This is a genomic window from Xanthobacteraceae bacterium (assembly GCA_019454205.1).
Lineage (GTDB): Bacteria > Pseudomonadota > Alphaproteobacteria > Rhizobiales > Xanthobacteraceae.
The window spans coordinates 1083017-1109709 of sequence record CP075369.1 but is presented as its reverse complement, the minus strand read 5'-3'; the positions used below and the strand labels follow the sequence as shown (position 1 = coordinate 1109709).

Below are 26693 nucleotides of genomic sequence, written 5' to 3'. Positions count from 1 at the left end.
GAAGTTCGGAACAGGCCAATGAAGAGATTCAACAGAGTGCTCACCGCCACCTGCGTCATGCTGCTGGCGGCCTTGTGCCTGCAAACCTTCGTGCCAAACGTGCTCACAACGGGCGCGGCAGCGCAGCAGCAACAGGCCATTCCGCCCGGCGAAGGCAAGTTCACGATTTACGTTGCGCGCGGGCCGATGAACGTCTTCACCTATCGCCCGAAATCATTCACGGCGAATAGTCCGGTCTGGGTCGTCATCCACGGCGCGCGCCGCGATGTGGCGGAGCATAGTGCATTCGATTACTACGATGTCTGGCTCAAACTCGCGGAGGATGCGGGCGCGCTCTTGCTCGTTCCGGAATTCGTCGAGCATCAGTGGCCGACTTCGTGGCAGTTCCAGTTCGGAAACGTCAGGACAAGAACACTGGAGCCGATCCGCTGGCAGGATTCCGGCTTCGGCGCCGTCGAACAGGGCTTCCGTCAGGCCGTCGCGATGGCCGGCAGCAACCGCCGCCAGTTTTCGATTTACGGTCACGGTGCTGGCGCGCAATTCGTGCAGCGCTATGTGCTGCATAGTGGCGGTCGCTACATCGAGCGCGCAGTCGCGGCAAATCCGGGCTGGTATCTCCTGCCCGACGACGAGTTCGCCTATCCCTATGGCCTGAAGAATGCCCCGATCCCGCAGGACACGCTGCGCGGCGCCTTCGGTACAAGGTTCACGCTCCTGCTCGGACAGGACGACCGGCGCACCACCGGCATCATCCGCGACAACAGACAGACGCGCGCACAGGGCGCGAACCGCTACGAGCGCGGCCATTTCTATTTCAAGCGCGCTGCTTCCGTTGCCCGGCGCATCGGCGCTCCATTTGCCTGGCAGCTCAGGGAAGTACCCGGCGCGGGCCATGAGAACGAAGACATGGCGCCTGCAGCAGCGGAAATCCTCAAGGGACGCTGATCGCGTTATTCAGGATAGGTTGGAAGCCAGTTTGTAAATTGAAAGATTGGCGACCCCGGCAGGAATCGAACCTGCGACCAACAGCTTAGAAGGCTGCTGCTCTAATCCGCTGAGCTACGGGGCCGTAACCAGGATTTTAGGGACAGCGACGCGAAAAAAGTAGCTCAGTGCGTCCACTGGCCCATGCGTCTGAACGAAAAATTGTCGGCGTAGGCGATCTTCTTCTCGGCCTTCGTATGCGGCTCGGAAACCTGATAGGCGATATTGTTCTTCTCGCAATACGCGACCGCGTCTTCCTTGCTGGCGAAACGCAACCGCACCTGCTGGCGCATGTCTGTGGAAGAGGTCCAGCCCATCAGCGGCTCGACGCGGCGCGGCGCTTCCGGCTCGTAATCGAGCACCCAGTTTTTCGTGCGGGCCTCGCCGGACTGCATCGCCGTCTTGGCCGGTTTGTAGATGCGCGCAATCATCGTCGTCTCTCGTCTTCCCGTGTTGGTCGGGGCGGTGTGATTCGAACACACGACCCTCTGCTCCCAAAGCAGATGCGCTACCAGGCTGCGCTACGCCCCGTTTCGCCGAGGGCTTACAGGAGCAGCCCGGCCCCGGCAAGGCAGCCATTCTACCCGCTATTTCTTATCGAAAATCCGGTGCGAGACCTTGTCCCCCGGCGCGATACCGAGGCGGAGCGCAGTCCCCGCTACCACCTCCAGCACGCCCTTCACCGGCCCGTCGGAAAGGATGGTCGCCTCGGACAACGGTGTCGTGAACTGGGCGATATTCGCGATGGTGCCGTCAGCGCGGATGAAGATCATATCGAGCGACACGTAGGTATTCTGCATCCACATCGCGACGCCGCGCTCGCGGTCGAAGTCGAACAGCATGCCCTGCCCCTGCGGCAGCTCTTTGCGGAACATCAGGCCGACGCGGCGCTTGTAGTCCGTATCCGCGAACTCGATGTCGAAAACATGCACGCCGGACTTGGTTGCGATTTCCAGCTTCTCAAAGGTTTCCGGCTTCGGCTGCGCTTGTTGCGCGCGACCGCTTTGCGTCGGCAGGAAGACAAAGACTGCAAAAAGCAAAAGGGCGGCAACGCGGGCCGCCCCTGACGAACGCAGAATACGCATCGGATGTCCCGTCAGTGGGAGTTGAGGCCGCTTCCCATATCGGGCCGGACTTCGGCGGCCATAAGGCCCTTTGGTCCGTCGCCAAAGCGCACCAGCACGACCTGGCCGGGACGCAACTCGGTCATGCCGAAGCGGCGCAGCGTTTCCATGTGGACAAAGATGTCTGGCGTGTCGTCGCCGCGCGTCAGGAAGCCAAAGCCCCGCAGACGGTTGAACCACTTCACCCAAGCGCGTTCCAGTCCGCTGGTCGGCGTGACCGAAACATGCGTGCGCGGTGGCGGCATCTGCGAAGGGTGCAGCGCTGTGGAGTCATCCATCGAGACGACTCGGAAGCACTGGTAGCCCTTCGGCCGCTCCAGCACTTCGCACACCACCCGCGCGCCTTCATGCGCGGTCTGGAAACCGTCGCGGCGCAGGCAGGTAACGTGCAGCAGCACGTCTGGCATACCGTTGTCTGGAATGATGAAGCCAAAACCCTTCGCGACATCGAACCACTTGATATGGCCCGTTATCTCGATCAGTCCCACCGGAGCTTCTTCGGTGAGATCCTCGATCCGCGTCCCCTGCTCGCCTTCGGCGAACTTAGACCCCAGCCGGTCCGACCCCATGACGCTTCAACTCAGCCGCTTGTTCTGACAACCGGCAAAACGCCGATTCGTCGCAATACAACGATAACATCGCTTCACGTATTGGAAATATCAAAAAGCGTATTTGTTTCGTTTGCAACGCGACTTTCGAGAAATGCACTGGATCATGCACAGCATGATTGCATCAGGCGTCGAGGAACACTTCCAGTACATCGCCGATGTCGTCCCGAATCACCAGATCGGCGATGTCATCGAGGTCCGTCTCCTCACGGTTGAGGATTACCAGTGCCGCGCCGTTACGCTTGGCCATGACCGGAAAGCCCGCTGCAGGCCAAACCACCAGCGATGAGCCGACCGCGAGGAACAAATCGGCGGCTTTTGTTTCAATTTCCGCCAAACGCATCGGTTCTTCCGGCATGCTCTGGCCGAAAGAGATGGTCGCGGACTTCACCGGCCCTCCGCAATCGGCGCAATCGGGCGCGGATTCGTTGCCTGCGACAAAGCGTTCCTTCACCCAGTCGAGTTCGTAGCGGATTCCACAGTCCAGACAGGTGGCATAACTGCCGTTGCCGTGCAGTTCGATCACCTTGTCCGCCGGAACGCCGGACTGCTGATGCAGGTTGTCGATATTCTGCGTGATGATCGACGAGAACTTTCCGCTCCCTACCAGTTTTGCGAGCGCGCGATGCCCGCGTCCGGGTTTTGCGGCGCGGAAGGAATCCTCCATTGCAAATTTGCGGCGCCATGCCTCGTCGCGCATGTCTTTGCTTGCGAGAAACTGGTCGAACGGAATCGGCTGGTTCTTGGTCCAGAGGCCGCCTGGCGAGCGGAAATCCGGAATACCGCTCTCGGTTGAAATCCCGGCCCCGGTGAAGGCGACGCCGCGGCGCGCGTTGCGTACAAGTTCCGACAGGCGGGCTTTTGCAGTTTTGCGGTCGGGCGCGATCATTCTACTTTCCGGTCCGGCATCCAATCCGCGTTTCAGGAGTTAGGCAACCCATGCGCTACCTTCACACCATGCTTCGCGTCCGCGACCTCGACCGCGCGCTCGATTTCTACGTCAACAAGCTCGGCCTGAAGGAGTCGTTCCGTATCGAGAACGAGGCGGGCAAGTTCACGCTGGTTTTCCTTGCCGCCCCGGAGGACGAGACGCTGGTCGCAGACAGCCGGAGCGCCGGCCGCCCCGCACCGCTGGTCGAACTTACATATAACTGGGAGGGCGACGAGGACATGAGCGAGGCGCGCTATTTTGGCCACCTCGCCTACGAGGTCGACGACATCTACGCCGCCTGCGACAGGTTGATGAAGGCAGGCGTCACCATCAACCGCCCGCCCCGCGACGGCCAGATGGCCTTCATCCGCTCCCCGGACCGGCACTCGATCGAGTTGCTCCAGAAGGGAAAAGCCCTGCCCAAACAGGAACCCTGGGCCTCCATGCCCAATACAGGCCATTGGTAAAGCGGCATTTTTGCGCGCTTGTGCCGGCCGGGATGCTTTCCTATAAGGACCGCGGTTCGGCCTTAGGCCAGCCCAGCGCTCCCTTCGTCTATCGGTTAGGACGCCAGATTTTCATTCTGGAAAGAAGGGTTCGACTCCCTTAGGGAGCGCCAGTTTCTCTTTATCTCATTATTTTACGCCGCATCCGGAACGCGTTGTCCTAAATCAAGGAACGCGGACGGAAAGCGCATTTAAAAAAATGCGCTGCGCCCGGCAGCGTCATTTCCTCTGCCTGCCCGCAAAAGTTTCCATGCACATTCTCGTCACCGATTTCGACGGCCGCGAACATAAACTCGAGGCGCTCGAAGGCTGGCGGGTAATGGAGATTATCCGAGACTGGAGCCTGCCTATCAAGGCGGAGTGCGGCGGGGCCGCCGCCTGCGCGACCTGTCATGTCTATGTCGACCCTGTATGGCTTGCGCGTCTTGCGCCGCCGACGCCCGAAGAGACCGGCCGGCTGGACGATGCGATGGCCGTACGCCCCAACTCCCGCCTCTCCTGCCAGATCTTGATGAGAGCGGAACTCGACGGGTTGCGCGTTCAACTTGCGCCGGGGTCGGAGGCCAATTCGAAAGTTTTGCAAAACGCCGGGTAGACGAGCAAGAACCACCCGCGGTCTTTTGCATAAGATTTATTTTATACGATCGTGCATCAATGAAGAAACGCCGGAGACTTCCGTCTCCGGCTTTTTCTTTTTTTCAAATGCAGCCGAAGCTCAGCTCGCCGCCTTGCGGTTTACACCGCGCGACTCAGCGACGGTCGTAAGCTTTTTGTCTGCGGATTTCTCCTCGTTCAGGTTCGTCGTAAGGAGACGCACGACATTGTCCCGTCCGAGCTCATTGGCCCATGCGATCAACGTGCCGTAGCGCGTTATTTCGTAGTGTTCGACCGCCTGCGCCGCCGCGATAATCGCCGCGTCGAGCACCTGCTTGTCCGCCACTTCTCCGGTAAGCTCCTTGGCCTCCTTCAGGATACCGTCAATCGCGGGGCAGTTGACGCCCTTCGGTTCCTTGCCGAGCGCCTTGAATACTTCTTCGAGCCGGCCGATCTGTTTTTCCGTCTCGTCCTTGTGTGCGCGCAACCCGGCCGACAGGTCGCGGTTCGTCGCAAGCTCGATCATATCGGGCAGTGATTTGAGAATTTGCTGCTCCGCATAATAAACGTCCTGCACGACATGCAGGAACAGATCGTCCATCGTTTTGATATCTTTCGAGAAAAGACCCATATCATTCTCCCACGGGTTCGGAACCGGCGCAGTGCGCGCCCTGCTTTCCGAAACTTGCATCGCCCCGGACAGTTCCGACGCGAGAGAGCCACCCAAATAAAAATCGTCCGCGAAAGTCGGATCAGCGACTCTGTCTGGATGATTTCCCTTCGATCCTGCGAAGGATTTCGCGGAGAAGAACCGGAACATAAAAAACAACGCCGGAGACTTTCGTCTCCGGCGTCTTCAATTCAAAACCTGAAAGCGATCAGTTCGCGCTGTGCTTGCATTTGTTGCGGAACGAACGGCGCTTCTTGCCTTTCAGTCCTTGCTGGTCGGCGAGCAGCGAACATTCCTTCGACTTCGCGGCCTTCTGTTCCTTCGTGTAGGTCTTCCACGGCGAAGTCTTGGTGGTCTGCGCATCGGCGGCGGGCGCGACGGCGACAACGGCAAACGCAAGCAATGCGGCGTACAGGTATTTCATGGAGCATCTCCCAGGCGCGAATGGCGCCGATGCGCGCGTCATAGGCGCGTCATCCTGAGCGGCAGATGAACGGATTGTGGCTAAATGACGAGATTGAATACGGCGCCGTAATGGGAACCGGCGGCCGCTACTACAAACCCGTGCCAGATCGCGTTCTGGTACGGCAGGCGCTCCCAATGATGGAAGCCGACGCCGATGGTATACAGCGCGCCGCCGACGCCGAGCAGGATCAGCGCGACGAAAGCATCGCTCGCGAGCAATGGCTCCAGCGCGACAATGCCTATCCAGCCGAGACCTACATAAAGCAGCGTCGAAACGCGCTCGAGCTTCAGCGGCCAGAACAGCTTGATGACGATGCCCGCCACGGCCAGCGTCCATACGATCGCGAGCAGCGTGATGCCCAACGCGCCGGGCAGCATGATGAGCGTAAACGGCGTGTAAGTTCCTGCGATCATCACGAAGATGCCGGCATGATCGAGCCGCCGGAACAAGTCGCGCCGCCGATGCTTGCGCGCCATGTTGTAAAGGAAAGAACAGGAAAACATCAGCAATAGCCCGGCGCTGTAGATCGCCACCGCCACGATGACGACCGCCGAGCCATTCATCGCGGCCAGTACGATCAGAGCGCCGCCGCCGATCAGGCCCGCGAGGATGGCGAGCGCATGGATGATGCCGTCGGCCGCAATCTCGCCCCGGCTCGGCAGCCGGGCCGCGATATGCTCGAAAGTCCTGCCGATTGAATCGCCGGTCACGCTACGCAAACCCTCCGCGGAATGGCGGATACACGCCGGTTGTTACGCCGGCGTGAAATCCTGACTCCGCTTCCTGAACAAATCCTGACCTTCAGGCGCGGCGATAGCGTGCAGCGGCATGGACAATCGCCACCGCCATGGCGGTTTTTGCAGCAGTCGCCATCCAGAACGGGGTCAACCCGGCTGCAATCGCGTTCTGCGTTCCGATCAGGCTCGCGAGCCAGGCGACGCCCGCAATAAAGATGAGAACGTGGCCAAGCGTCATGGCCGCGACGGTTTTCCAGAAAGAAGCGGTCCAGCCGCGTTCCGCCAGCCAGCCCACCACGAGGGCCGCGATCAGAAACCCGTAGAGATAACCCGCGGTCGGTCCCTGCATGTAGGCGAGGCCAACGCCGCGCTCCGGGCTGCCCGCGAACACCGGCGCGCCGAGGCCGCCTTCGAACAGGTAGAGCGCAACGGCAGCCGCCGCCCCTTTCGCGCCGAGGAACGCACCGAGCAACAACACGACCATAGTCTGCATGGTCATCGGCACGGGCCAGAACGGGATCTGGATTTTGGCGGAGAGGATCAGCAGCAGATTGCCGATCACGATGGTCAGCGCCCGCTGGGCCGGGGTCATTTCGAACAGCAGGTTTTCGCGCGCGGAAACGGTATTCATGGATTCGAGTCCTGTTGATTGCCCCTACTACAGGCGCGCGGGACAGCGAATGCAACCCGCAATTCGACGCGGGGTTTTGCCTTCGAATGTGGCTAATTAGCGGGCAGCGAGCGGATCCGATGGCGCGGCATCGAGCATGCGCATCTCCACCGTCTCGCGACCCTGCCAGCGGTTGATGGAGAGCGTGCCCGCGACGTGCATCACACGATTGCGGCTGGCGAGCAGCGCCTGTCCGAGCGGGCGATCCGCCGCGCGAAACGCAATCGCGGAAATCGTGCCGCCATCGTTCGAGCGCAGCCGGGCGCGGACATGCCCCTGCCCAACCGGATCGGCGAACGCGACGGTATGCGCGGGCAACGCAAACACTGGTTCCGGATTGCCGGAACCGTACGGCCCGGCGCGCTCGATCATCGAATAGAGTTCACCGTTCGCGCCGCGTGCGGTGATCGCCGCGTCGATCTCCAGGCAGTCTTCATGGCGCGCCTTCTCGACAGGACCGCGCAGTTGCGCGTCGAGATAGGCGCGCAGGTCGCCGAGCTTGTCGCGCGTAACCGTGAGGCCGGCCGCCATCGCGTGACCACCGCCCTTCACGAGCAAGCCTTCCTCAACCGCGCCACGTACGACGCGGCCGATGTCCACGCCGGGAATGGAGCGGCCCGAACCCGTGCCTTGCTGGCCAAGCATCGCAATCGCGAACGCGGGCCGCGAAAACTTTTCCTTCAGCCGCGCGGCGACGAGGCCGACCACGCCCGGATGCCAGCCCTCGCCGCTCGCAATCACGATTGCGCCCTGCTCGTCGTGGCCGAGCGCTGCGAGCGCTTCGGCTTCCGCAGCGTCGAGCGTTTCCTTCTCGATCGATTGCCGCTCGCGATTGAGCGCGTCGAGTTTCAGCGCGATTGCGTTCGCTTCCGCAGGATCGTTGGTGGTGAGGAGTTTCGTCCCGAGCGTCGCGTCGCCGATGCGTCCGCCCGCGTTGATGCGGGGACCGAGCAGAAAGCCGAGATGCCACGCTTCCGGCGGGCCTTCGAGCTTCGCCGCATCCATCAACGCGCGCAGCCCGTGGTTCTCGCGGTTGCGGAGCGAGATCAGGCCCTTGGTCACGAAGGCGCGGTTCAACCCTTTCAACGGCACCACATCCGCGACGGTGCCGAGTGCTACGAGATCGAGGAGTTGCAGCAGGTCGGGTTCGACGCGCGTGCCGGTCCAGTGTCCGCGCTTGCGCAGTTCGCGCACCAGCGCGACGCAGGTCATGAACGTCACCCCAGCCGCACAGAGAAACCCAAGGCCGGAGAGATCGTCCTCGCGGTTCGGATTCACCAGCGCACTGGCGAGAGGCAACGTCTCGCCCGCCTGATGATGATCGATCACCACGACATCGAGACCGAGCTTGCCCGCCTCGCCGAGCGCTTCCGCACTGGTCGTGCCGCAATCGAGCGTGACGAGCAGGCTCGCGCCGCGCGCGTCGATGTTGCGGATCGCCTCCACGTTCGGGCCGTAGCCTTCGAAGATGCGGTCGGGAATGTGGAAGAACGGATCGCTGCCCGCCGCGCGCAGCGTGCGCACCAGCAAAGCCGTCGAGGTGGCGCCATCCACGTCATAGTCGCCGATAATCGCGATCTGTTCCGAGTGCTGTACGGCATCGGCGAGACGCGACGCCGCGCGCTCCATGTCGGTCAGCACGTTCGGATCGGGCATCAGGCGGCGAATGGTGGGATCGAGGAAGTTCTCGACCTCGTCCGGCGTAACACCGCGCCCCGCGACCACGCGCGCCAGCAATTCCGGAATGCCGTGGCGCTGGCTGATCGCGGTTGCGGCTTGCGTACCCCGCAGGTCCAGCCGGTCGCGCCATACGCGGCCTTGCACGGAACGCTCGACACCGAGGAAGACGCGGGATTCGGTCATGGAAACATAATACTGAATTTAGCGCGCCTCATCCTGAGGAGGCTGCGAAGCAGTCGCCTTGAAGGATGAGGTGCCTCATGGTTCGGGACGCGCCTTAGGCGCTACTCGCCATGAGGCTGTTGTTGCACGGCTAGAAAATCTTCCGGTACTGGATAAAGCCGGAACGACTGGCGATGTTGTCGTAGAGCTGCCGCGCTGTCGCGTTTCCTTCCTGCGTCAGCCAGTGGACGCGGCTCGCGCCCTGCTCTTTCGCCTTCGCATACACCGCCTCGATCAGCGCGCGGCCAAGGCCAAGCCCGCGCGTATCCTTCGCGACGAACAGGTCCTGCAAATAGCAGTAGTCGCCAGTGGTCCAGAACGAGCGGTGAAACAGATACTGCACGATGCCGAGCAGCTTGCCGTCCACATACGCGCCGAGCGCGAACATCGGCTCGCGCGCGTCATGGATGCGCCGCCACGTCTCGTCCATCGCGTCTTGCGATTGCGAGGCTTCGTAGAACTCCAGATAGCCGCGCCAGAGCGGCTCCCACGCCGCGCGTTCGTCCGCGCCGACCTCGCGAATGACGACGGCGGGCTTTGCCATCAGTCGAGGTGAAACTTCTCGAACTGCCGATGCTCGGCTTCGATCCAGCGGGTAGTGCCGGTAGCGGAGCGCATGACGACCGTGTGCGTGAGGATACGATGGCCGCGGAATTCAACGCCGCGCAGCATCGAGCCGGTGGTAACGCCGGTCGCCGCGATCAGGCAGTCACCGCGCACCATGTCCTTCATGTCGTATTTCTTGTTCGGGTCTTTCACGCCCATCTTCGCGGCGCGCGCGCGCTTCTCATCCGTATCGAGGATGAGGCGGCCCTGCATCTGGCCGCCGATGCAGCGCAGCGCAGCGGCAGCCAGCACGCCTTCCGGCGCGCCGCCGATGCCGAGATAGATGTCGATGCCGGTTTCTTCCGGATCGGTGGTGTGGATCACGCCGGCGACGTCGCCGTCGGTGATCAGCGCAACCGACGCGCCGGTCGCGCGCACCGCCGCGATCAGCTCGGAGTGGCGCGGGCGATCCATGATCAGCGCAGTGATTTCATGCGGCTTCACGCCCTTGGCTTTCGCGATGGCGTTGATGTTATCCGCGGGCTTCGCATCGAGATCAACCACGGCGGCGGGATAGCCGGGGCCGACCGCGATCTTGTCCATGTAGACGTCGGGCGCGTTCAGCAGCGTGCCGCCTTCCGCCATCGCCATCACGGCGATGGAGCCGGGCATGTTCTTCGCGCAAAGCGTGGTGCCTTCCAGCGGATCGACCGCGATGTCGACCTTCGGACCTTTCTTGGTGCCGACTTCCTCGCCGATGAACAGCATCGGCGCTTCGTCGCGCTCGCCCTCGCCGATCCGCACCGTGCCGTGAATGGGGAGCTTGTTCAGCTCGCGGCGCATGGCATCGACCGCGGCCTGATCGGCGGCCTTCTCCTCCCCGCGCCCGCGCAACCGCGCGGCGGAAACGGCGGCGCGTTCGGTAACGCGCGCGATCTCCATGGAGAGAATACGTTCGATGAAAAGTTCCGGCCGAACTTCGACCGAGCTGCCAGCGTTCTTGCTCATTTCCCCTCAGCTCTTTTCTATGCGGATGACCTGCGGCGTTTCCGCCAGCACGCCATCCTTCTTGATCGCATCAAGCGCCCGGCGCATCGCATCTTCGCTGGTCGCGTATGTAATGAGAATGACCGGCGCCGGACTTTCCGGCGACTTCGTCTTGTCGCGGCGGTGCTGCACGATGGATTCGAGCGAGATGCCCTGCTCCGCCATGCGGCCCGCGATCGTCGCCGCCGTGCCGGGCTTATCGACCGCGGCGAGACGAATGTAGTAGCCGCCCTCGTGGCGCTGCATCGGCGCACGCACGGCCTTGGTGAGTTGCGACGAGCCACGCCCGAAGGGCGCAACGCGCCTTCCGCTCGCGAGATCGACCAGGTCGGCAACGACCGCGGATGCAGTCGCCGCGCCGCCCGCGCCCGGACCGACCAGTGTCAGGTCGAGCGCGTCGGAGTTGATCGCGACGGCGTTGGTTACGCCGTCGATCTCGCCGATCACGCTGCCCTTCGGCACCATGGTCGGATGCACGCGCTGCTCGATGCCGGTTTCGGTTTTCACCGCAACGCCGAGCAGCTTCACGCGGTAGCCGAGATCGTCGGCGGCGCGCAGGTCGTCGAGCGTGATCGTCTGGATGCCTTCGACATAAACCGCATCGGCATCGACTTCCGCGCCGAAGGCGAGGCTCGCAAGAATTGCGATCTTGTGCGCGGTGTCGAAGCCGCCGATGTCGAAGGTCGGGTCCGCTTCGGCGTAGCCGAGTTTCTGCGCTTCCTTCAGGCAATCCTCGAAGGAGCGGCCTTCCTTCTGCATCTGCGTGAGAATGTAGTTGCAGGTGCCGTTCAGGATTCCGAATACGCGGGAGATTTCCGCGCCGCCCAGACCCTCGCGCAACGTCTTGATGACGGGGATGCCGCCGCCCACCGCCGCCTCGAAGTTGAAGGCGGCGTTGTGCTTTTCCGCGAGCTTGATCAGCGACGTGCCGTGCTTCGCGATCAGCGCCTTGTTGGCGGTGACGACCGGACGGCCGCTGCCGAGCGCAGCTTCGACCGCCGACTTCGCCGGATCGCCGGAGCCGCCCATCAGTTCGACGAAGACGTCGATGCCGCCGTCCTTCGCGAGCGCGACCGGATCGTTTACCCCCCGCAGCTTCGAGAGATCGAGGCTCTGGTCGCGCGGCGGGTCCTTCGACGCGATGGCGACCAGATCAATCGGGCGTCCCGCGCGCACGGCGAGCTTGTCGCGCGTGCGCAACAACATCCCGGCCACGGCCGAACCGACCGTGCCGAGACCGGCGAGACCTACGCGAAGCGGAGCTTGCATAGGAGTCAGCCCCGCGCCGCGAGCGGCACGACGTTATGCAAAATCGTGTCGGCGGACTCGAGGAACTTGCGGACGTTGCGCGCGGCCTGACGGATGCGCTGTTCGTTCTCGACCAGCGCAAGGCGAACGTAGTCGTCGCCGTGCTCGCCGAAACCGATGCCGGGCGCAACCGCGACACTCGCCTTCTCGACGAGCAATTCCGCGAACTTCACGCTGCCGAGCGGACGGAAACGCTCCGGGATCGGCGCCCATGCGAACATCGAAGCCTTGGGCGACGGGATTTCCCATCCAGCGCGCGTGAAGGATTCCACCATGGCATCGCGCCGCGTCTTGTAGGTTGCGCGCATTTCCGTGATGCAGTCTTCCGGGCCGTTCAGCGCGGCGGTGGCCGCGACCTGCACCGGCGTGAACGCGCCGTAATCGAGATACGACTTCACGCGCGAGAGCGCGGCGATCACGCGCTCGTTGCCAACTGCGAAGCCCATGCGCCACCCGGCCATCGAGAACGTCTTCGACATCGAGGTGAACTCGACCGTGACATCCATCGCGCCCGGCACCTGCAATACCGACGGCGGCGGGTTGTCGTCGAAATAGACTTCGGCATAGGCGAGATCGGACAGCACGAGAATTTCGTGCTTCTTCGCGAAGGCGACCACGTCGCGATAGAAATCGAGATCGGCGACCATCGCGGTCGGGTTCGACGGATAGCAGATCACGACCGCGATCGGCTTCGGGATCGAGTGCACCACCGCGCGTTCCAGCGCGTGGAAGAAGTCCGCTCCCGGCTCGCTCGGCACCGAGCGGATCGAGCCGCCCGCCATCAGGAAACCGAAGGCGTGGATCGGATAGCTTGGGTTCGGCACCAGCACGACATCGCCCGGCGCTGTGATCGCCTGCGCGACGTTGGCGAAGCCTTCTTTCGAGCCGAGGGTCGCGACGATTTGCGTATCCGGATTGAGCTTCACGCCGAAACGGCGCTCGTAATAGGCAGCCTGCGCCCGGCGGAGTCCGGGGATGCCTTTCGAGGCCGAGTAGCGGTCGGTGCGCGGCTTGCCGAGGGTCTCTTTCATCTTCTCGATGACGTGGGCGGGCGCCGGAAGGTCCGGGTTGCCCATGCCGAGGTCGATGATGTCGGCGCCGGCGTTGCGCGCGGCGGCCTTTACCCGGTTCACGCTCTCGAAAACATAGGGAGGCAGGCGCTTGATGCGGTGGAAATCGGACATTGTGGTTCTCTGAAAACTGGCCCCTTTAGGGTTCACGCGGGCCACGATTCATGCGGGGCTAATAGCACCGAAAGGGCGGAAAATGCACGGCTTTTACGCGCGCCGGCGGCGCTAGTTAGCTCGTTCGATCCGCTGCTTGACCTTGGCCTCGCGCTCGTTGCGAAGCTGCTCGAGCTGCTGCTCCAGCTTGACCCGTTCCACGTCGTTCATGACCGGTTGGTCGTCCTCGCGCTCCACGGGCGGCACGATGGCAGGGAATGCCTGCTGGGCCGCGGCGGGCTGGTTCGAGGGGTGGCTGGCCGGGATCACCGGCGGGACCGGGATCGAGAGGTCCATGAAGGGTACGGGAACGTCGCTCGCGCAGCCGCCAGCCAGCAGCGCAACCGCCAATGCTGCGGCGCGTCCAAAATTACCGGCTGAACTGGAAGTCTGCCGCGGCAAGCGGTCCCCCAAAATTACCCAATCGACCGTGATTCTCTGGCAGCGGCTTCTGTCGCTGCCTATTATGGCGGAAGCGGGGTCGGTATTAACCGGCCCTTCCTGAAGCGGTCATAAAGTACCGCCATGAACCGCGGGTAAAGGGAGTTACCGCCAATGGACGACAAGCCCAGAATCGGCGGCAGCACGCCGCGGGCGGTCGATCCGGAAGCCTTCGCGCGCAACCTCGCCCGCCTGATGGAGCAAGGCGGCAAGGCGCTTGCCGCTTACCTCCGCCCCCGCGAAGACAGTGACCTCGGCGAGGCCAAGGCCGAGGAAATGGTGGACGTCTTCAAGACGCTCAACCAGGTCGCGGAATACTGGCTCTCCGATCCACAACGCACGCTGGAGGCGCAAAACCGCCTCGCGAAAAGCTACATGGAGCTATGGGCGGCCACCATCCGCCGCATGGCCGGAGAGGAAGTCAGTCCGGTCAAGGCCGCCGATCCGCGCGACCGGCGCTTCACCGATCCCGACTGGAGCAACAACGCCTTCTTCGACGTGCTGAAGCAGGCCTATCTCCTCACCTCGGACTGGGCGGAGAAGATGGTCGCGGATGCGCAGGGCATCGACGACCACACGCGGCGCAAGGCGGAGTTCTACGTCAAGCAGATCTCCAACGCGGTCTCGCCGTCGAACTTCGTACTGACCAACCCCGAACTGTTCCGCGAGACGCTCGGCACCAGCGGCGACAATCTCGTGCGCGGCATGCAGATGCTGACCGAGGACCTCGAAGCCGGCAAAGGCGAGCTGCGCATCCGCCAGTCGGACTCCACCATGTTCGAGGTCGGCCGCAATCTCGCGACCACGCCCGGCAAGGTCGTGTTCGAGAACGATCTCATTCAGGTGCTGCAATACACGCCCGTCACCGAGAACGTGCTCGCGGTGCCGCTGGTGATCGTGCCGCCGTGGATCAACAAGTTCTACGTGCTCGACCTCACCGGCGAGAAGTCCATGATCAAGTGGGCGGTCGAGCAAGGCATCACCGTATTCGTGATCTCGTGGGTGAATCCGGACGCGCGCCTCGCCATGAAATCCTTCGAGGACTACATGAACGAAGGCGTGTTCGCGGCGCTCGATGCCGCCGAGAAGATCACCGGCGAAAAGCAGGCGCACATTTGCGGCTATTGCGTCGGCGGCACCATGACCGCCGTGTCGCTCGCCTATCTCGCCGCGACCGGACAGGATCGCATCGCAAGCGCGACCTTCCTCGCGACGCAGGTCGATTTCACGCATGCCGGCGACCTGAAAGTATTCGTGGACGAGGAACAACTGGAAGCGCTGGAACGGCGCATGAAGCAGGTCGGCTTCCTCGACTCCACCAAGATGGCGATGGCCTTCAACCTGCTGCGCTCGAACGATCTGGTTTGGCCGTACATCGTCAACAACTACATGCGCGGCAAGGCGCCCTTCCCGTTCGATCTCCTGTTCTGGAATTCGGACTCGACGCGGCTGCCGGCCGCGAACCACTCCTTCTATCTGCGCAACTGCTACCTTGAGAACAAGCTATCGGCCGGCAAGATGACCGTCGGCAACGTGCGGCTCGATCTCGGCAAGGTGAAGGTTCCAGTCTACAATCTCGCCACGCGCGAAGACCACATCGCGCCGCCGAAATCGGTGTTTCTCGGATCGAGTTTCTTCGGCGGACCGGTGCGCTTCGTGCTCGGCGGCTCCGGCCACATCGCGGGCGTGGTCAATCCGCCGGAGAAAAAGAAATACTCGTTCTGGACCGGCGGCCCCGCCGACGGCGAACTCGACAAGTGGGTCGAGAACGCAATCGAGCACAAGGGTTCGTGGTGGACCGACTGGCTGGCGTGGCTGAAAGACATCGACCGCCGCGAAGTGCCTGCGCGCGTTCCCGGTGCCGGGGCGCTGCCCGCCATCGAAGATGCGCCGGGCCGCTATGTGAAAGTGAAGGCCTGAGCTTCAGTCGAGCGAAGCCGGTCCGTAACGGCGGATGTTGTCGTAGAATTCAAATCCAAGACGGCGGTAGACCGGCTCGCCGGATTTGCTCGCCTGCAAGGTGACGACCCTGGCGCCGCGCGAGAAGGCGGCGTTTGCCGTCAGCGTCGTCAATAGCGTGGCAAGGCCCATGCGCTCGGCGGAAGGCCGCGTACCTACCCAGTAGATGCCTGCACCATCGCCGCTCATCATCACGAGCGCACCCGCCAGCGCTTCTTCGCCGCGATACACGATGAAGCCCGTGATGTTGTCCGCGAGCATTGCTACCGGCTTCGAAAATAAAGCGCGCGTATGGCGCTCGGGTAACCGCATTTGCGTGTAGGCCTCGACGCTAAGCTCCACGAAGTCGCGCGTGTGCTTCGGCTCCGTTATCGTCACGACGCGCAACCCGTCAGGCACCTCACGCGAAGGCAGAGGCTGCGTCAGCGAGAGGCAAGGCATCTCGAAGCGCAGCTCATAGCCGTGCGTGCGCAGATAATCTTCCAGATCGCCATCCTGATTTCCGATCACGGAAAGCGAATACATGCGCCGCCTCGGCGCAAAGAAAGCATGCGCGGCTTTCACCAGCGCGCCGGGCTTCACCTGTAGCGTCGTGCGCGCGGCGGCGTTCCAGTAGCTTCCGGGAAAATCGCTGGCGCCCGCGACCAACAGGATGCCGTCGCGGTCCTTCACTTCGCACGGCTCCTGAAAGCGCGCATGGACGCGAAAGGATTCGAGATAGTTCTCGTTCGAGAGCCGTTCGATTTCGTTCATTGCGCTGTGCGGAACCGGATTTCTGGAAGGCCGCCGTAGATAGCCGAAATCGCATACCCGGAATAGCGCCGCCGCGATTGCAGCGGGCAAATTTTCGCTGCTAGACTTCTTCGATAAGACGAACGCATGCAAGCGTTCCGCAGGGAGGAACCGATTCGTACGATCTTACGAACAACGATATGCCTGCTCTGCGTTTTCGTTCTGGCAGATAAAGCGCACGCGCAATTCCGAACTGAAATCCATCCCATCGAAACGATCACGCTCACAACGCCGCAATTCCTGCGCGGCGAGAAGAATGCGCCGCGCGCAGTCATTGCCGGCGAATTGCGCATACCGACCTTCGGAACCGACAAGCTCCCCGCCGTCGTGCTGGTGCATGGGTCGGGCGGCATCAGCAGCCAGCTCACCGACTGGGCGATCGAACTGAACAAGCAAGGCTACGCCGTATTCATTCTCGACAGCTTCACGGGACGCGGCATCGTCAGTACGGTCGAGGACCAGACGCTGCTTTCCAATGCTGCGATGCTCTACGACTCGTGGCGCGCGCTGGAAATTCTTGCGAAGCATCCGCGCATCGACCCGCACCGTATCGTCATCATGGGCTTCTCGAAAGGCGCGGTCGCCGCGCTCTATTCCGCACTCACGCGCTTCCAGAAGCTATACGCGCCGGAGGGGCTGCGCTTCGCGGGTCACATTGTGTTCTATGCGCCGTGCAACACCAGTTTTGTCGAAGACCTCATCACCGATAAAACGCCGATCCGTTTCTTTCACGGTCTTGCCGACAACTACACGCTCGCCGAACATTGTCGCGAATACGCCGACAAGCTGAAACAAACCGGCGGCGACGCCGTGTTCTACGGCTACAAGGACGCGCATCATGCCTTCGATGCCGCGCGCCTGCCGTTTCCGATCCCGCTCCCGAAAGCGATCACCGCTCGCAAGTGCCGCTTCACGGAACGCCCGCTCGGCTCCGTCATCAACGAAGAGACCGGCAAACCCGTGACGGCAAAAGACCTTTGTATTGAACACGGCACGACCATCGCCCATAGTGCGCCCGCGCTGGAAGCGGCACGCAAGGAAGTGGCCGCGTTCCTCAAGACACTATTCAGAAAATAGGGAAATCGCGCATGTCCGCGAAGGAAACGTTCACTGCCGACCAGATCAAGGGTAAGGTCGGACAGAACATCGGCACGTCAAAGTGGTTCACGGTCGACCAGAAACGGATCGACGGCTTCGCGGACGTGACAGAAGACCACCAGTTCATCCACATCGACGAAGCGCGCGCGAAAGCCGAAACGCCGTTCGGCGGCACCATCGCGCACGGCTTCCTCACGCTCTCGCTGCTCGCGCCGATGGGCTACGACGCCCTGCCCGCGATTGCGAACCGCGCCATGGGCATCAACTACGGCCTCGACAAAGTGCGCTTCCTGATGCCGGTACGCGCCGGCTCGCGCGTGCGCGGCCATTACAAACTAGTGAATGTAACGGAGCGCTCGCCGAAAGAACTGCTGTTCAAATATGAAGTGACGGTCGAAATCGAGGGACAGGACAAGCCCGCGCTGATCGCGGAATCCCTCGGCATGGCCGTGCTGCAATGAGCGATCCGCTGATGGACCTGATTTCAGGAAGCGGTGCTGCCAGCCCCGACCCGCTGCTTTCCATCGCCGGCCGCGTCGAGAACAAATACGCCAACAACGAAGGCGTGAAGATTCATTACGCCGCGCTGGGCGAAGGCCCGTTGGTCGTACTGATGCATGGCTTCCCCGACTACTGGCTGACGTGGCGGCACCAAATCGACGCGCTATCCAAACAGTTCCGCGTCTGCGCAATCTCGATGCGCGGTTATAACCTGAGCGACAAGCCGAAAGGCGTTGAAAACTATTCGATGCGCAAGCTAGTGAGTGATTGCGCGGCCGTGATCGCGGCCGAAGGCGCGCCGAAGGCCACCGTCATCGGCCATGACTGGGGCGGCGCGACCGCTTGGAATGTCGCGATGCGCAGGCCCGACATCACCGAGCGCCTCGTCGTCCTCAACATGCCGCATCCATGGACGCTCGCAAAATTGCTCGCGGAAAATCCGGAGCAGCAGAAGAACTCGCAATACGCCCGCAACTTTCAGGACCCTGAGTTCTACAAGAAGATTTCGCTGGAGCGCCTCGGCGCTTGGGTCACGGACCCGGAAGCGCGCAAATCCCATCTCGCGGCGATGGAGCGCTCCGACCCGCAGGCGATGCTGCATTACTATCAGGCGAACTATCCCGCCCCACCCTATGTCGTTCCCACCGCGCCGCCGCCATCGGTGAAGATGCCGGTACTGCTCATCCACGGCATGGAAGACAAGGCGCTGCTGTCGGAAGGCCTGAACGGCGTGTGGAATTTCTGCGAGCAGGATTTCACGCTCGCAACCGTTCCCGGCGCGGGACATTTCGTGCAGCAGGATGCGGCCGAATTCGTCAGCCGCACCATCCTTGCGTGGCTGAACCGCTAGCGCGCGGTTACGGGAACAGCGCGATCTGATCGAGGCCCGTGGTTTCGGGATAGCCGAACATGACGTTCATGTTCTGCACCGCCTGCCCGGACGCGCCCTTCACCAGATTGTCGAGCGTCGAGATCACGATGGCCTTGTTCGTACCGCGGTCGGCGACCACGCCGATCCGCGTCATGTTCGAACCGCGCACATGCCGCGATTGCGGCACCGCGCCGAACTCCATCACCTGCACGAATGGCTGGCCGTTGTAGAAGTCGGCGAGGATGCGGTGCAGTTGCTCCGGCGTAGTGGAGCCGAGCGTCTTCACGTAATGCGTCGCGTAGATGCCTCGGTTCATCGGGATCAGGTGCGGCGTGAAGCTCGCGACCACCGGGCGCGATGCCGCGGCGGAAAACTCCTGGTCCAGCTCCGCCATGTGCCGGTGCTTGCCGACGCCATAGGCGTGCATGCCTTCCGAGACTTCGGAGAAGATCATTTCCTCTTTCGCGGAACGGCCCGCGCCGGTCATGCCCGACTTCGAGTCGATCACGATGTGGTCGGTGTCGATCGCGCCCGCTTCGATCAACGGCACCAGCGCGAGGATGGAGGTCGAGGTATAGCAGCCGGGGTTCGCCACCAGCCGCGCACCCTTGATGTCGTCGCGATAGATTTCGACGAGGCCGTACACCGCCTCGTTCTGCAAGTCGGTCGCCTGATGCGCGTGGCCGTACCACTTCTCATAAGCGAGCGGATCGCGAATCCGGAAATCCGCCGAGAGGTCGATGACCTTCAGCTTCGGCGCTTTCTCGAACAGGTCCTTGATCACCTTCTGCGTGGTCGCATGCGGCAATGCGCAGAACGCGAGATCGAACGTCGAGGTGTCGAGTTCGTCGACGGTGACCAGCTTCGGGAGGTCGATGCCCCAGAAATGCGGGAACACGCTCGCCATCGTATTGCCGGCCTTGCGGTCGGCGGTCAGCGCGACGATCTCCGCGTTCGGGTGGCGGAGCAGCAGGCGCACGAGTTCGGAGCCGGTGTAACCGGAGGCACCGAGGACTGCGATCCGCGTCTTGCTCATGACATCACCCTGATTTGCGAGGGGCGAGGCTTACCCGAATTAGGCGCGCCGCGAAAGAGTTTCGGACAAACGCCGCCCAGCGCTGTTAACGCACGGGACGCGGTTTGGCTCCCCGGCGCATCGCGACAAGACAAATAAAATGCATGGCGATATGCGCCGCCGCCAAAGCTGTTATGTCGGCGTGGTCGTAGGGCGGCGCGACTTCCATCACGTCGAAGCCGACGAAGTTCGCGGGCGCCAGCGCGCGCAGAACGAGCAACGCCTCGCGGCTGCTCATGCCGCCCGCGACCGGCGTGCCCGTACCCGGCGCGAAGGCCGGATCGAGCGCGTCGATGTCGAACGAGAGATACGCCTTGCGCTTGCCGATGCGCTTCAGGATGCGCTTCGCGATACCCGCCGCGCCCAACGTCTCAACCGAATTGCCGTCGATGATCTCGATGCCGTGCGTCGCCGGCGCGTGGGTACGAATGCCGACCTGAATGGAATATTTCGGGTCGATCAGTCCTTCGAGCACGGCGCGCGCAACGAAGGAGCCGTGGTCGATCCGCCCCTCCTCCGGATGCCATGTGTCCTGATGCGCATCGAACTGCACGAGCGCGAGCGGCCCGTGCTTCGCTACGTGCGCCTTCAACAACGGATAGGTGACAGAATGATCGCCGCCGAGCGTGACAAGCGTCGCGCCGGTGTCGAGGATTTCCTTCGCCTGCCGCTCGATCTCGCGCGGCGCATTGCCGACCAGCCCGTAATCCAGCGCGCAGTCGCCCACATCGACCGCGGTGAGCGATGCGAACGGATCGAAGCCGAACGAATATTGCGGATCGCCTTCCAGAATGGCGCTCGCACGCCGGATCGCCTGCGGGCCGAAACGGCTGCCGGGCCGGTTCGAGGTCGCGGCGTCGAACGGCACGCCCCAGATCGCAAGGTCCGCGCCCTTCGCGTCGCGGGCATAGAACCGCCGCATGAAGGAAAGCGCGCCGCCATAGGTCGGCTCGTTCACCCCACCCCGTATTTTCTCGCCCTTGAAGGCATTATCCGCAGGCCGTGGACGTCGCGGCAGGCTGGATTTTCGTTCTGTCATCGTCGCTTTCGTTGATCGGGGGACTGGGCCGCGCTAGTCTTAGCGCAACAACTTCGCTCCCAAAACAAGGAAACGAATCCCATGGCCGTGGACGGTAGCTGGAATATTTCGATCGATACGCCGATGGGCACGCGACAGGCTTCGCTCGACCTGAAAGCCGAAGGCGCGACGCTGACCGGCACGCAGTCCGCGGACGGCCAGAGCGGCCCGATTCAGGACGGCTCGGTCGATGGCAACAAGGTGTCGTGGAAAGTCGACATCACCAACCCGATGCCACTGACGCTGACCTTCACCGGCACCGTCGACGGCGACAAGATCAGCGGCGATGCCGACACCGGCACCTTCGGAAGCTTCCCCTTCAGCGGAAGCCGCGCGTAATCCTCTGACCGCGCCCCTCATCAAGCCCGCAGGCGCCTTCGAGCGCCTGCTCCGGCGCGTCCGTTACCGGATGATGCGCCTGCTCGGCCGCGAGAAATTCACGGTGCGCGCGCAGGGGCTGAACTTCGTCGTCGGCACGAAAGACCTGATCGACTATCACCTCGCCCTCGACGGCATATGGGAAGCGGAGCAGCTCAACCGCTTCGGCCGCGCGGCTGCGAAAACACCGTTCGAAGTATTCCTCGACATCGGCGCGAACGCGGGCGTCTATTCCGTCGTCGTCGCCGCGAACAAACTCGCGAAGGAAGTCATCGCCTTCGAGCCGGACCCCGGCAACTTCGCGCGCCTGAAAGCGAACCTCGAAGCGAACGGGCTGGAAGAAGAAGTCTGGGCGCTGCAAATGGCGCTCGGCGACAAGCCGGCGGAAGTGACCCTGACACAGGCCGCCGACTACAACCGCGGCGAGTCCTACATCACGCAGCCCGACATGCCGGAAGGTGCGATCACCCACCGCGTGAAGCAGGTGCGCTTCGACGACGAGTACCAGATCAAGGGCAAGCACATCCTCGTCAAGATGGACATCGAGGGCTACGAGTTCCATGCCCTCGCCGGGATGGAGCGCACGCTCCGCGATAACCTCTGCTACCTGCAAGTGGAGCTGTATTCGGAGCGGATCGAGGAACTGAAGGCGCTATTCCAGCGCATGAACTACCGGTTCCTTGGCACCTTCGAGATCGATCACTATTTCACCAATATCCGGGGCGTTGAGTAGCTCATCCTCATCCTGAGGAGCCTGCCGCCGCCCTTCGAGACGCAAGCCTTCGGCTTGCTCCTCAGGACGAGGCGGCAGGCGTCTCGAAGGATGAGGCCACGACTCCTCCGTGGCATATTGAACGAAACCGATTCGCGAGACGGAAAACGAGATGGCAAAGGCAGCCAAGAAGGCCAAGGCGAAGCCCGCCGCGCGCGGCAAGGCGCGCGAGGAAGCCGACCTGTTCGCGGGCGCTTCCACCAACGGCGGACGCGGCAAGGCGGGGCGCGAATCCGCCCGCGGCGGCGGCAAGAGCTACGACGCGCATTCGATCGAGGTGCTGGAAGGGCTGGAGCCGGTACGCCGCCGTCCCGGCATGTATATCGGCGGCACCGACGAGCGCGCGCTGCACCACATCTTCGCGGAAGTGATCGACAACGCGATGGACGAAGCGGTCGCGGGGCACGCGAGCTTCATCGAAGTCCAAATGACGGAAGACGGATTCATCCGCGTCACGGACAACGGCCGCGGCATCCCGGTCGGGATGCATCCGAAATTCAAGAACAAGTCGGCGCTGGAAGTGATCCTCACCACGCTGCACGCGGGCGGCAAATTCTCCGGCGAGTCCTACGAGACGTCCGGCGGCCTACACGGCGTCGGCGTGTCGGTGACGAACGCGCTGTCCGAAACGCTGGAAGCCGAAGTCGCCCTCGGCGGCGTGCTCTATCGCCAGCTTTACAAGCGCGGCGTGCCGCAAGGCCCGCTGAAAGCCGTCCAGAAAGGCATCAAGAAGCGCGGCACCTCGATCCGCTTCACGCCCGACCCGCTGATCTTCGGCAAGGATGCGAAGTTCGACGCGGCGCGCGTGTTCCGCATGACCAAGGCGAAGGCCTATCTCTTCGGCGGCGTGGAAATCCGCTGGTCCTGCGACAAGTCGCTGATCAAGGGCACCGAGACGCCGGAGAAGGAGACGTTCCACTTCGTGAACGGGCTTCGCGACTACCTTGCGAACAACCTCGAAAAGCGCACCTACATTCACAAGGACATCTTCGCGGGCAAGAGCGAGAAGAAGTCCGGTCACGGTGCAGTCGAGTGGGCGGTGGCGTGGATCGCGGACGAAGACGGCTTCGTCAATTCGTATTGCAACACCATCCCTACTCCCGACGGCGGCACCCACGAAGCGGGCATGCGCGCGGCGCTCTACAAGAGCCTCAAGGACTACGCCGAGCGCACCTCGAACAAGCGCGCATCCGCCATCACCGCGGACGACGTGATGATGGGCGCCTGCGCCATCGTCTCGGTGTTCATCCGCGACCCGGAATTCCAGGGCCAGACCAAGGACCGCCTCGCCAATCCGGAAGCGTCGAAGCTGGTCGAAAACACCATGCGCGACGCCTTCGACAACTTCCTCGCAGGCAACACGCTGGAAGCGAACAAGCTCCTGGAGTGGTCAATCGAGCGCGCGGAAGAACGCCTGCGCCGCCGCGCAGAGAAGGAAATCTCGCGCAAGACCGCGGTGCGCAAGCTGCGCCTGCCCGGCAAGCTCGCGGACTGCTCGAACGCTTCCGCCGCCGACTCCGAAATCTTCATCGTCGAAGGCGACAGCGCCGGCGGCTCCGCCAAGCAGGCGCGCGACCGCCGCACGCAGGCCGTGCTGCCGCTGCGTGGCAAGATTTTGAACGTGGTCAGTGCGGGACGCGGCAAGATGGCTGCGAACCAGCAGATTGCCGATCTGATTCAGGCGCTCGGCTGCGGCGCGGGTACAAACTATCGCGACGAAAGCCTGCGCTACGACCGCGTGATCATCATGACCGACGCCGACGTGGACGGCGCGCATATCGCTTCGCTGCTGATCACCTTCTTCTATCAGGAAATGCCGAAGCTGATCGAGAACAAGCACCTGTTCCTTGCGGTGCCGCCGCTCTATCGCCTCACCTACGGCGGGCAGACGGTCTACGCACGCGACGACAAGCATAAAGACGTGCTGATGAACACCGTGTTCAAGGGCAAGAAGAACGTCGAGGTTGGCCGCTTTAAAGGTCTCGGCGAGATGCTGCCCTCGCAGCTCAAGGACTCGATGCATCCCTCCTCGCGCTCGCTGCTACGCGTGACGATTGCCGACGCCAAGAAGGCCGCGACGAAGAAGACGATCCAGCGGCTGATGGGCAACAAGCCGGAAGAACGCTTCACGTTCATTTCCGAGAACGCGAAGTTCGCAGCGGAAGCGCTGGATATTTAGAGCTTTAAATACTGATCCAGCACCGCCTGCGGATCGTCGGCGATCTTCTTGCACCGCTCGCCGTAGGATGCCGTCAGCTTGGGCATGTTCTCGCAATTTCCTTCGAGGAGCTTGCCCTGCTGCTCCAGCGCGATCTTGAGGCGTGAGAGCATGGCATCGGCATCCATGTTGATGGTCTGGCCGGCCTGAAAGGCGTACTTGCGGAGCTTGTCCACGGTCTCGGTGCTCTGGCTTGCGAGGTTGATCTCGGAGCGCTCGATCGCGCAACCCCGGACGAACGTATAATAGGCCATGCAGACCGAAAGCTCGGCCTGCACCAGGCCTACGGCCAGCCGCTTCGAGTCGAGTTTAGGGTCGGCTTTCTGGTCTTGCGCGCCCGCCACCGACCCCATCATGAGTAACGCCAACGCTACGCGAACCAGCATCCGTCCGTTCCCTTGCTTTTCACGACTATAGCAGGGAACCGGAATGTCACAGGGCACGAAAAGTTCTGGATATTGCGGGGGGACGTGCTGGAAATTCACAGGCTACCGGATTAGTTGATCGGCAATGCCAAAGCATCCGTTCCGCATCGGCCGTTCGGTCACCGGCCTCGGCCTGTTCGCCACCGAAACCATCAAGAAGGGCCAGCGCGTCGTCGAATATACCGGACGGCGGCTGACCACGAAGCAGGCCGAGTGGATCGAGGACAATACCGAGAACCGCTACGTCTTCGAACTGAACGACAAGGTGTCGATCGACGGCTCGTCGCGTTCCAACTACGCGCGCTACGTCAATCACTCCTGCCGCCCGAACTGCGAGTCCTATCAGTACGCGATGAAGATCTTCTATCGCGCCAAATGGACCATCCATCCGGGACAGGAACTCACCGTCAGCTACGGGCAGGACTATTTCGACAGCTTCATCAAGCCGATCGGCTGCAAGTGCCCGACCTGTATCGCGCGCCGGAAGCGGGAGCGCATGGAAGCCCGCGCCAAGGCGGCCCGCAAGAAGAAGCGCGCCCTGAACGGCAAGCACAAGAACGGCAAATCCAGGAACGGCAAGGCCCGCTAGCAGCCTTAGGGGTTCCGGCCCTTTTTCCGTTCCAATTTCCGGGCCTGATACCGCGTGATAGGATGACGTCTCCGCTCGCTGCCGGACGAACCCGGCATGGAGGTTTTCATGAAACGCCTGATTTTTGCCGCCGCTGCGATCAGCGCATCGTTCGCCGCCCTGCCCGCGGACGCGCAAACCTATAATCGTTATCCGCCCTACGTCCGCTATTGCGTGGATACGTCCTTCGATGACGTCGGTCCGCTCATGATCTGCCAGTGGGAAACGCTGGCGCAATGCCAGGCCGCGCGCACCGGGCCGCACGAACGCTGCTTTCTGAACCCCGCCTTCGCAAACGAAAATCCTCGCCCCACCCATCGCCGTTAGGAGTCTGGAATGAACGGTTTCTCTTTCGGCGTCGTCCTGTTCGGATTGTTCGCCGGTACTGCACCCGGCGGAGAGGTAGCCCCTCCGGGCTACACGGCGCCGTATCAGGAGAGACCGGCGTATGCGCGCTTCTGCATGGACTCGACCTTTGGACCCTCCGGTCCGGCTACGGTGTGCATGTACGAAACGATGGCGCAGTGCCGCGCTTCACGCGCGAGCAACGGCGACCGCTGCTATCTGAACCCGGCGTTCGCGAGCGAAAGCCCGCGCCGCACTTACAGACGATAGAGGTTATCGTGAATATCCGGTGCGCAACCGTTGCCACGGTCGCATTCGCTGCGCTGGTAGTTAATGTCTCCACGGAAACGATGGCGCAAAGTTATCAGCGGTACCCGAGTTACGCGCGCTATTGCATGGATTCCTATTACGACAATACAGGTCCGGTGATGACCTGCATGTTCGAAACCATGCAGCAATGTCTTGCTTCGCGCGCGAACCGGGTCGATCGCTGTTATCTGAATCCGGCCTTTGCGACCGAGCGCCCGCGCGGCATCCGCAGTGGAGGATAAGCGTGCGTCACCGTCTCATCGCATCTTCGTTGTTGCTGCCGTTATTGCTCACGGGTGCCCCCGTGCAGGCGCAATATCCGGCCCCTTCACAGTACTGCATGGACACTTCGTTCCGGAACACCGGGACAATTCCGGTTTGCCGCTATGCCTCGCTGGCACAATGCGAGGCCGCGCGCGTCCGGCAAACGGAACGCTGTTTTCCAAATCCCTTCGCCAGCAAAGAGCCGCGCCGCGGACAACGCTAG

33 protein-coding genes and 3 tRNA genes are annotated in these 26693 nt (G+C 62.5%); 16 read left to right on the top strand and 20 right to left on the bottom strand.

Features of this window, described 5'->3' with window-relative positions:
• Window positions 1-18: 18 nt before the first annotated feature.
• Entirely contained in the window at window positions 19-945 is a 927-nt protein-coding gene (locus KF794_05505; protein ID QYK46145.1) for a hydrolase, read from the top strand.
• Window positions 946-992: 47 nt separating this feature from the next.
• Here the strand turns inward: KF794_05505 and KF794_05500 are convergent.
• From KF794_05500 to KF794_05475, 6 genes are all read right to left on the bottom strand, one after another.
• Window positions 993-1069 (bottom strand) — tRNA-Arg (locus KF794_05500).
• A gap of 40 nt (window positions 1070-1109) precedes the next feature.
• Window positions 1110-1415, bottom strand: coding sequence for an ETC complex I subunit (locus KF794_05495; GenBank protein QYK46144.1), 306 nt, complete (start codon window positions 1413-1415; stop codon window positions 1110-1112).
• Window positions 1416-1438: 23 nt separating this feature from the next.
• Window positions 1439-1515, bottom strand: a tRNA-Pro gene (locus tag KF794_05490).
• Window positions 1516-1571: 56 nt separating this feature from the next.
• On the bottom strand, window positions 1572-2069 hold the full coding sequence (locus KF794_05485) for a DUF192 domain-containing protein (protein QYK46143.1): 498 nt from the start codon (window positions 2067-2069) through the stop codon (window positions 1572-1574).
• 11 nt (window positions 2070-2080) lie between these two features.
• A complete protein-coding gene (locus tag KF794_05480; protein ID QYK46142.1) occupies window positions 2081-2677 on the bottom strand; it encodes a CspA family cold shock protein in 597 nt (198 codons plus the stop codon).
• Window positions 2678-2840: 163 nt separating this feature from the next.
• Window positions 2841-3605 (bottom strand): Sir2 family NAD-dependent protein deacetylase, encoded by a 765-nt coding sequence (locus KF794_05475; protein ID QYK46141.1) that lies wholly within the window; start codon window positions 3603-3605, stop codon window positions 2841-2843.
• Between the two features lie 50 nt (window positions 3606-3655).
• On the opposite strand from KF794_05475, the gene KF794_05470 reads away from it, so the two are divergent.
• From KF794_05470 to KF794_05460, 3 genes are all read left to right on the top strand, one after another.
• Window positions 3656-4114 carry a lactoylglutathione lyase gene (locus KF794_05470; protein ID QYK46140.1) on the top strand — a complete coding sequence of 153 codons (459 nt, stop codon included), beginning with the start codon at window positions 3656-3658 and terminating at the stop codon, window positions 4112-4114.
• 77 nt (window positions 4115-4191) lie between these two features.
• Window positions 4192-4266: transfer RNA gene (locus tag KF794_05465), tRNA-Glu, on the top strand.
• 137 nt (window positions 4267-4403) lie between these two features.
• On the top strand, window positions 4404-4748 hold the full coding sequence (locus tag KF794_05460; GenBank protein ID QYK46139.1) for a 2Fe-2S iron-sulfur cluster binding domain-containing protein: 345 nt from the start codon (window positions 4404-4406) through the stop codon (window positions 4746-4748).
• 120 nt (window positions 4749-4868) lie between these two features.
• Here KF794_05460 and KF794_05455 read toward each other — a convergent pair whose 3' ends face one another.
• From KF794_05455 to KF794_05410, 10 genes are all read right to left on the bottom strand, one after another.
• Entirely contained in the window at window positions 4869-5378 is a 510-nt protein-coding gene (locus tag KF794_05455; protein ID QYK46138.1) for a ferritin-like domain-containing protein, read from the bottom strand.
• Window positions 5379-5625: 247 nt separating this feature from the next.
• Complete coding sequence (locus KF794_05450; GenBank protein QYK46137.1) at window positions 5626-5841, bottom strand: phosphate starvation-inducible protein PsiF; 216 nt, start codon at window positions 5839-5841, stop codon at window positions 5626-5628.
• Window positions 5842-5921: 80 nt separating this feature from the next.
• The gene (locus tag KF794_05445) at window positions 5922-6593 is read right to left on the bottom strand and encodes a hemolysin III family protein (GenBank protein ID QYK46136.1); all 672 of its coding nucleotides are present in this window, start codon (window positions 6591-6593) and stop codon (window positions 5922-5924) included.
• 91 nt (window positions 6594-6684) lie between these two features.
• The gene (locus KF794_05440) at window positions 6685-7212 is read right to left on the bottom strand and encodes a biotin transporter BioY (GenBank protein QYK46601.1); all 528 of its coding nucleotides are present in this window, start codon (window positions 7210-7212) and stop codon (window positions 6685-6687) included.
• A 135-nt stretch (window positions 7213-7347) separates the two neighbouring features.
• Complete coding sequence (gene recJ / locus KF794_05435) at window positions 7348-9153, bottom strand: single-stranded-DNA-specific exonuclease RecJ (GenBank protein QYK46135.1); 1806 nt, start codon at window positions 9151-9153, stop codon at window positions 7348-7350.
• A gap of 130 nt (window positions 9154-9283) precedes the next feature.
• Window positions 9284-9736, bottom strand: a complete 453-nt coding sequence (locus KF794_05430; GenBank protein ID QYK46134.1) for a GNAT family N-acetyltransferase — start codon at window positions 9734-9736, stop codon at window positions 9284-9286.
• Window positions 9736-10746, bottom strand: a complete 1011-nt coding sequence (gene glpX, locus KF794_05425) for a class II fructose-bisphosphatase (GenBank protein QYK46133.1) — start codon at window positions 10744-10746, stop codon at window positions 9736-9738. Before glpX ends, KF794_05430 begins: the two co-directional genes overlap by 1 nt.
• 6 nt (window positions 10747-10752) lie before the next feature.
• The gene (locus KF794_05420; protein ID QYK46132.1) at window positions 10753-12054 is read right to left on the bottom strand and encodes a homoserine dehydrogenase; all 1302 of its coding nucleotides are present in this window, start codon (window positions 12052-12054) and stop codon (window positions 10753-10755) included.
• A 5-nt stretch (window positions 12055-12059) separates the two neighbouring features.
• Window positions 12060-13277: an LL-diaminopimelate aminotransferase gene (locus KF794_05415; GenBank protein ID QYK46131.1), complete on the bottom strand. Its 1218-nt coding sequence runs from the start codon at window positions 13275-13277 to the stop codon at window positions 12060-12062.
• A 111-nt stretch (window positions 13278-13388) separates the two neighbouring features.
• Entirely contained in the window at window positions 13389-13730 is a 342-nt protein-coding gene (locus tag KF794_05410) for a hypothetical protein (GenBank protein QYK46130.1), read from the bottom strand.
• 141 nt (window positions 13731-13871) lie between these two features.
• On the opposite strand from KF794_05410, the gene phaC reads away from it, so the two are divergent.
• Window positions 13872-15677, top strand: a complete 1806-nt coding sequence (gene phaC, locus KF794_05405) for a class I poly(R)-hydroxyalkanoic acid synthase (GenBank protein QYK46129.1) — start codon at window positions 13872-13874, stop codon at window positions 15675-15677.
• A gap of 3 nt (window positions 15678-15680) precedes the next feature.
• On the opposite strand, the gene KF794_05400 is transcribed toward phaC, so the two are convergent.
• Window positions 15681-16469: a GNAT family N-acetyltransferase gene (locus KF794_05400; protein ID QYK46128.1), complete on the bottom strand. Its 789-nt coding sequence runs from the start codon at window positions 16467-16469 to the stop codon at window positions 15681-15683.
• Window positions 16470-16595: 126 nt separating this feature from the next.
• On the opposite strand from KF794_05400, the gene KF794_05395 reads away from it, so the two are divergent.
• From KF794_05395 to KF794_05385, 3 genes are read left to right on the top strand one after another with little or no spacing between them, the layout of a single operon-like run.
• The gene (locus KF794_05395; protein ID QYK46127.1) at window positions 16596-17585 is read left to right on the top strand and encodes a dienelactone hydrolase family protein; all 990 of its coding nucleotides are present in this window, start codon (window positions 16596-16598) and stop codon (window positions 17583-17585) included.
• Between the two features lie 11 nt (window positions 17586-17596).
• Window positions 17597-18067, top strand: a complete 471-nt coding sequence (locus KF794_05390) for a MaoC family dehydratase (protein QYK46126.1) — start codon at window positions 17597-17599, stop codon at window positions 18065-18067.
• Window positions 18064-18957 (top strand): alpha/beta hydrolase, encoded by an 894-nt coding sequence (locus tag KF794_05385; GenBank protein ID QYK46125.1) that lies wholly within the window; start codon window positions 18064-18066, stop codon window positions 18955-18957. The genes KF794_05390 and KF794_05385 overlap by 4 nt, the downstream gene beginning before the upstream one ends.
• Before the next feature lie 7 nt (window positions 18958-18964).
• Here KF794_05385 and argC read toward each other — a convergent pair whose 3' ends face one another.
• Together argC and speB are read right to left on the bottom strand one after the other, a co-directional pair.
• A complete protein-coding gene (gene argC / locus KF794_05380; GenBank protein ID QYK46124.1) occupies window positions 18965-20014 on the bottom strand; it encodes an N-acetyl-gamma-glutamyl-phosphate reductase in 1050 nt (349 codons plus the stop codon).
• Between the two features lie 85 nt (window positions 20015-20099).
• Window positions 20100-21092, bottom strand: coding sequence for an agmatinase (gene speB / locus KF794_05375; protein ID QYK46123.1), 993 nt, complete (start codon window positions 21090-21092; stop codon window positions 20100-20102).
• 81 nt (window positions 21093-21173) lie between these two features.
• Here speB and KF794_05370 point away from each other — a divergent pair, with 81 nt between their 5' ends.
• From KF794_05370 to parE, 3 genes are all read left to right on the top strand, one after another.
• Window positions 21174-21470: a hypothetical protein gene (locus KF794_05370; GenBank protein QYK46122.1), complete on the top strand. Its 297-nt coding sequence runs from the start codon at window positions 21174-21176 to the stop codon at window positions 21468-21470.
• Window positions 21418-22242 (top strand): FkbM family methyltransferase, encoded by an 825-nt coding sequence (locus KF794_05365; protein QYK46121.1) that lies wholly within the window; start codon window positions 21418-21420, stop codon window positions 22240-22242. The genes KF794_05370 and KF794_05365 overlap by 53 nt, the downstream gene beginning before the upstream one ends.
• A gap of 151 nt (window positions 22243-22393) precedes the next feature.
• The gene (gene parE, locus KF794_05360) at window positions 22394-24460 is read left to right on the top strand and encodes a DNA topoisomerase IV subunit B (protein QYK46120.1); all 2067 of its coding nucleotides are present in this window, start codon (window positions 22394-22396) and stop codon (window positions 24458-24460) included.
• On the opposite strand, the gene KF794_05355 is transcribed toward parE, so the two are convergent.
• Window positions 24457-24885: a hypothetical protein gene (locus KF794_05355; GenBank protein QYK46119.1), complete on the bottom strand. Its 429-nt coding sequence runs from the start codon at window positions 24883-24885 to the stop codon at window positions 24457-24459. The two genes, parE and KF794_05355, sit on opposite strands and share 4 nt — an antisense overlap.
• A 124-nt stretch (window positions 24886-25009) precedes the next feature.
• Here KF794_05355 and KF794_05350 point away from each other — a divergent pair, with 124 nt between their 5' ends.
• The 5 genes from KF794_05350 to KF794_05330 all read left to right on the top strand — a co-directional run bounded on the left by KF794_05350 (window position 25010) and on the right by KF794_05330 (window position 26693).
• Window positions 25010-25513, top strand: a complete 504-nt coding sequence (locus tag KF794_05350) for an SET domain-containing protein (protein ID QYK46118.1) — start codon at window positions 25010-25012, stop codon at window positions 25511-25513.
• Window positions 25514-25621: 108 nt separating this feature from the next.
• Entirely contained in the window at window positions 25622-25879 is a 258-nt protein-coding gene (locus KF794_05345) for a DUF3551 domain-containing protein (protein ID QYK46117.1), read from the top strand.
• A 9-nt stretch (window positions 25880-25888) separates the two neighbouring features.
• On the top strand, window positions 25889-26167 hold the full coding sequence (locus KF794_05340) for a DUF3551 domain-containing protein (protein QYK46116.1): 279 nt from the start codon (window positions 25889-25891) through the stop codon (window positions 26165-26167).
• Between the two features lie 8 nt (window positions 26168-26175).
• Window positions 26176-26448, top strand: a complete 273-nt coding sequence (locus KF794_05335) for a DUF3551 domain-containing protein (GenBank protein ID QYK46115.1) — start codon at window positions 26176-26178, stop codon at window positions 26446-26448.
• 2 nt (window positions 26449-26450) lie between these two features.
• The gene (locus KF794_05330; protein QYK46114.1) at window positions 26451-26693 is read left to right on the top strand and encodes a DUF3551 domain-containing protein; all 243 of its coding nucleotides are present in this window, start codon (window positions 26451-26453) and stop codon (window positions 26691-26693) included.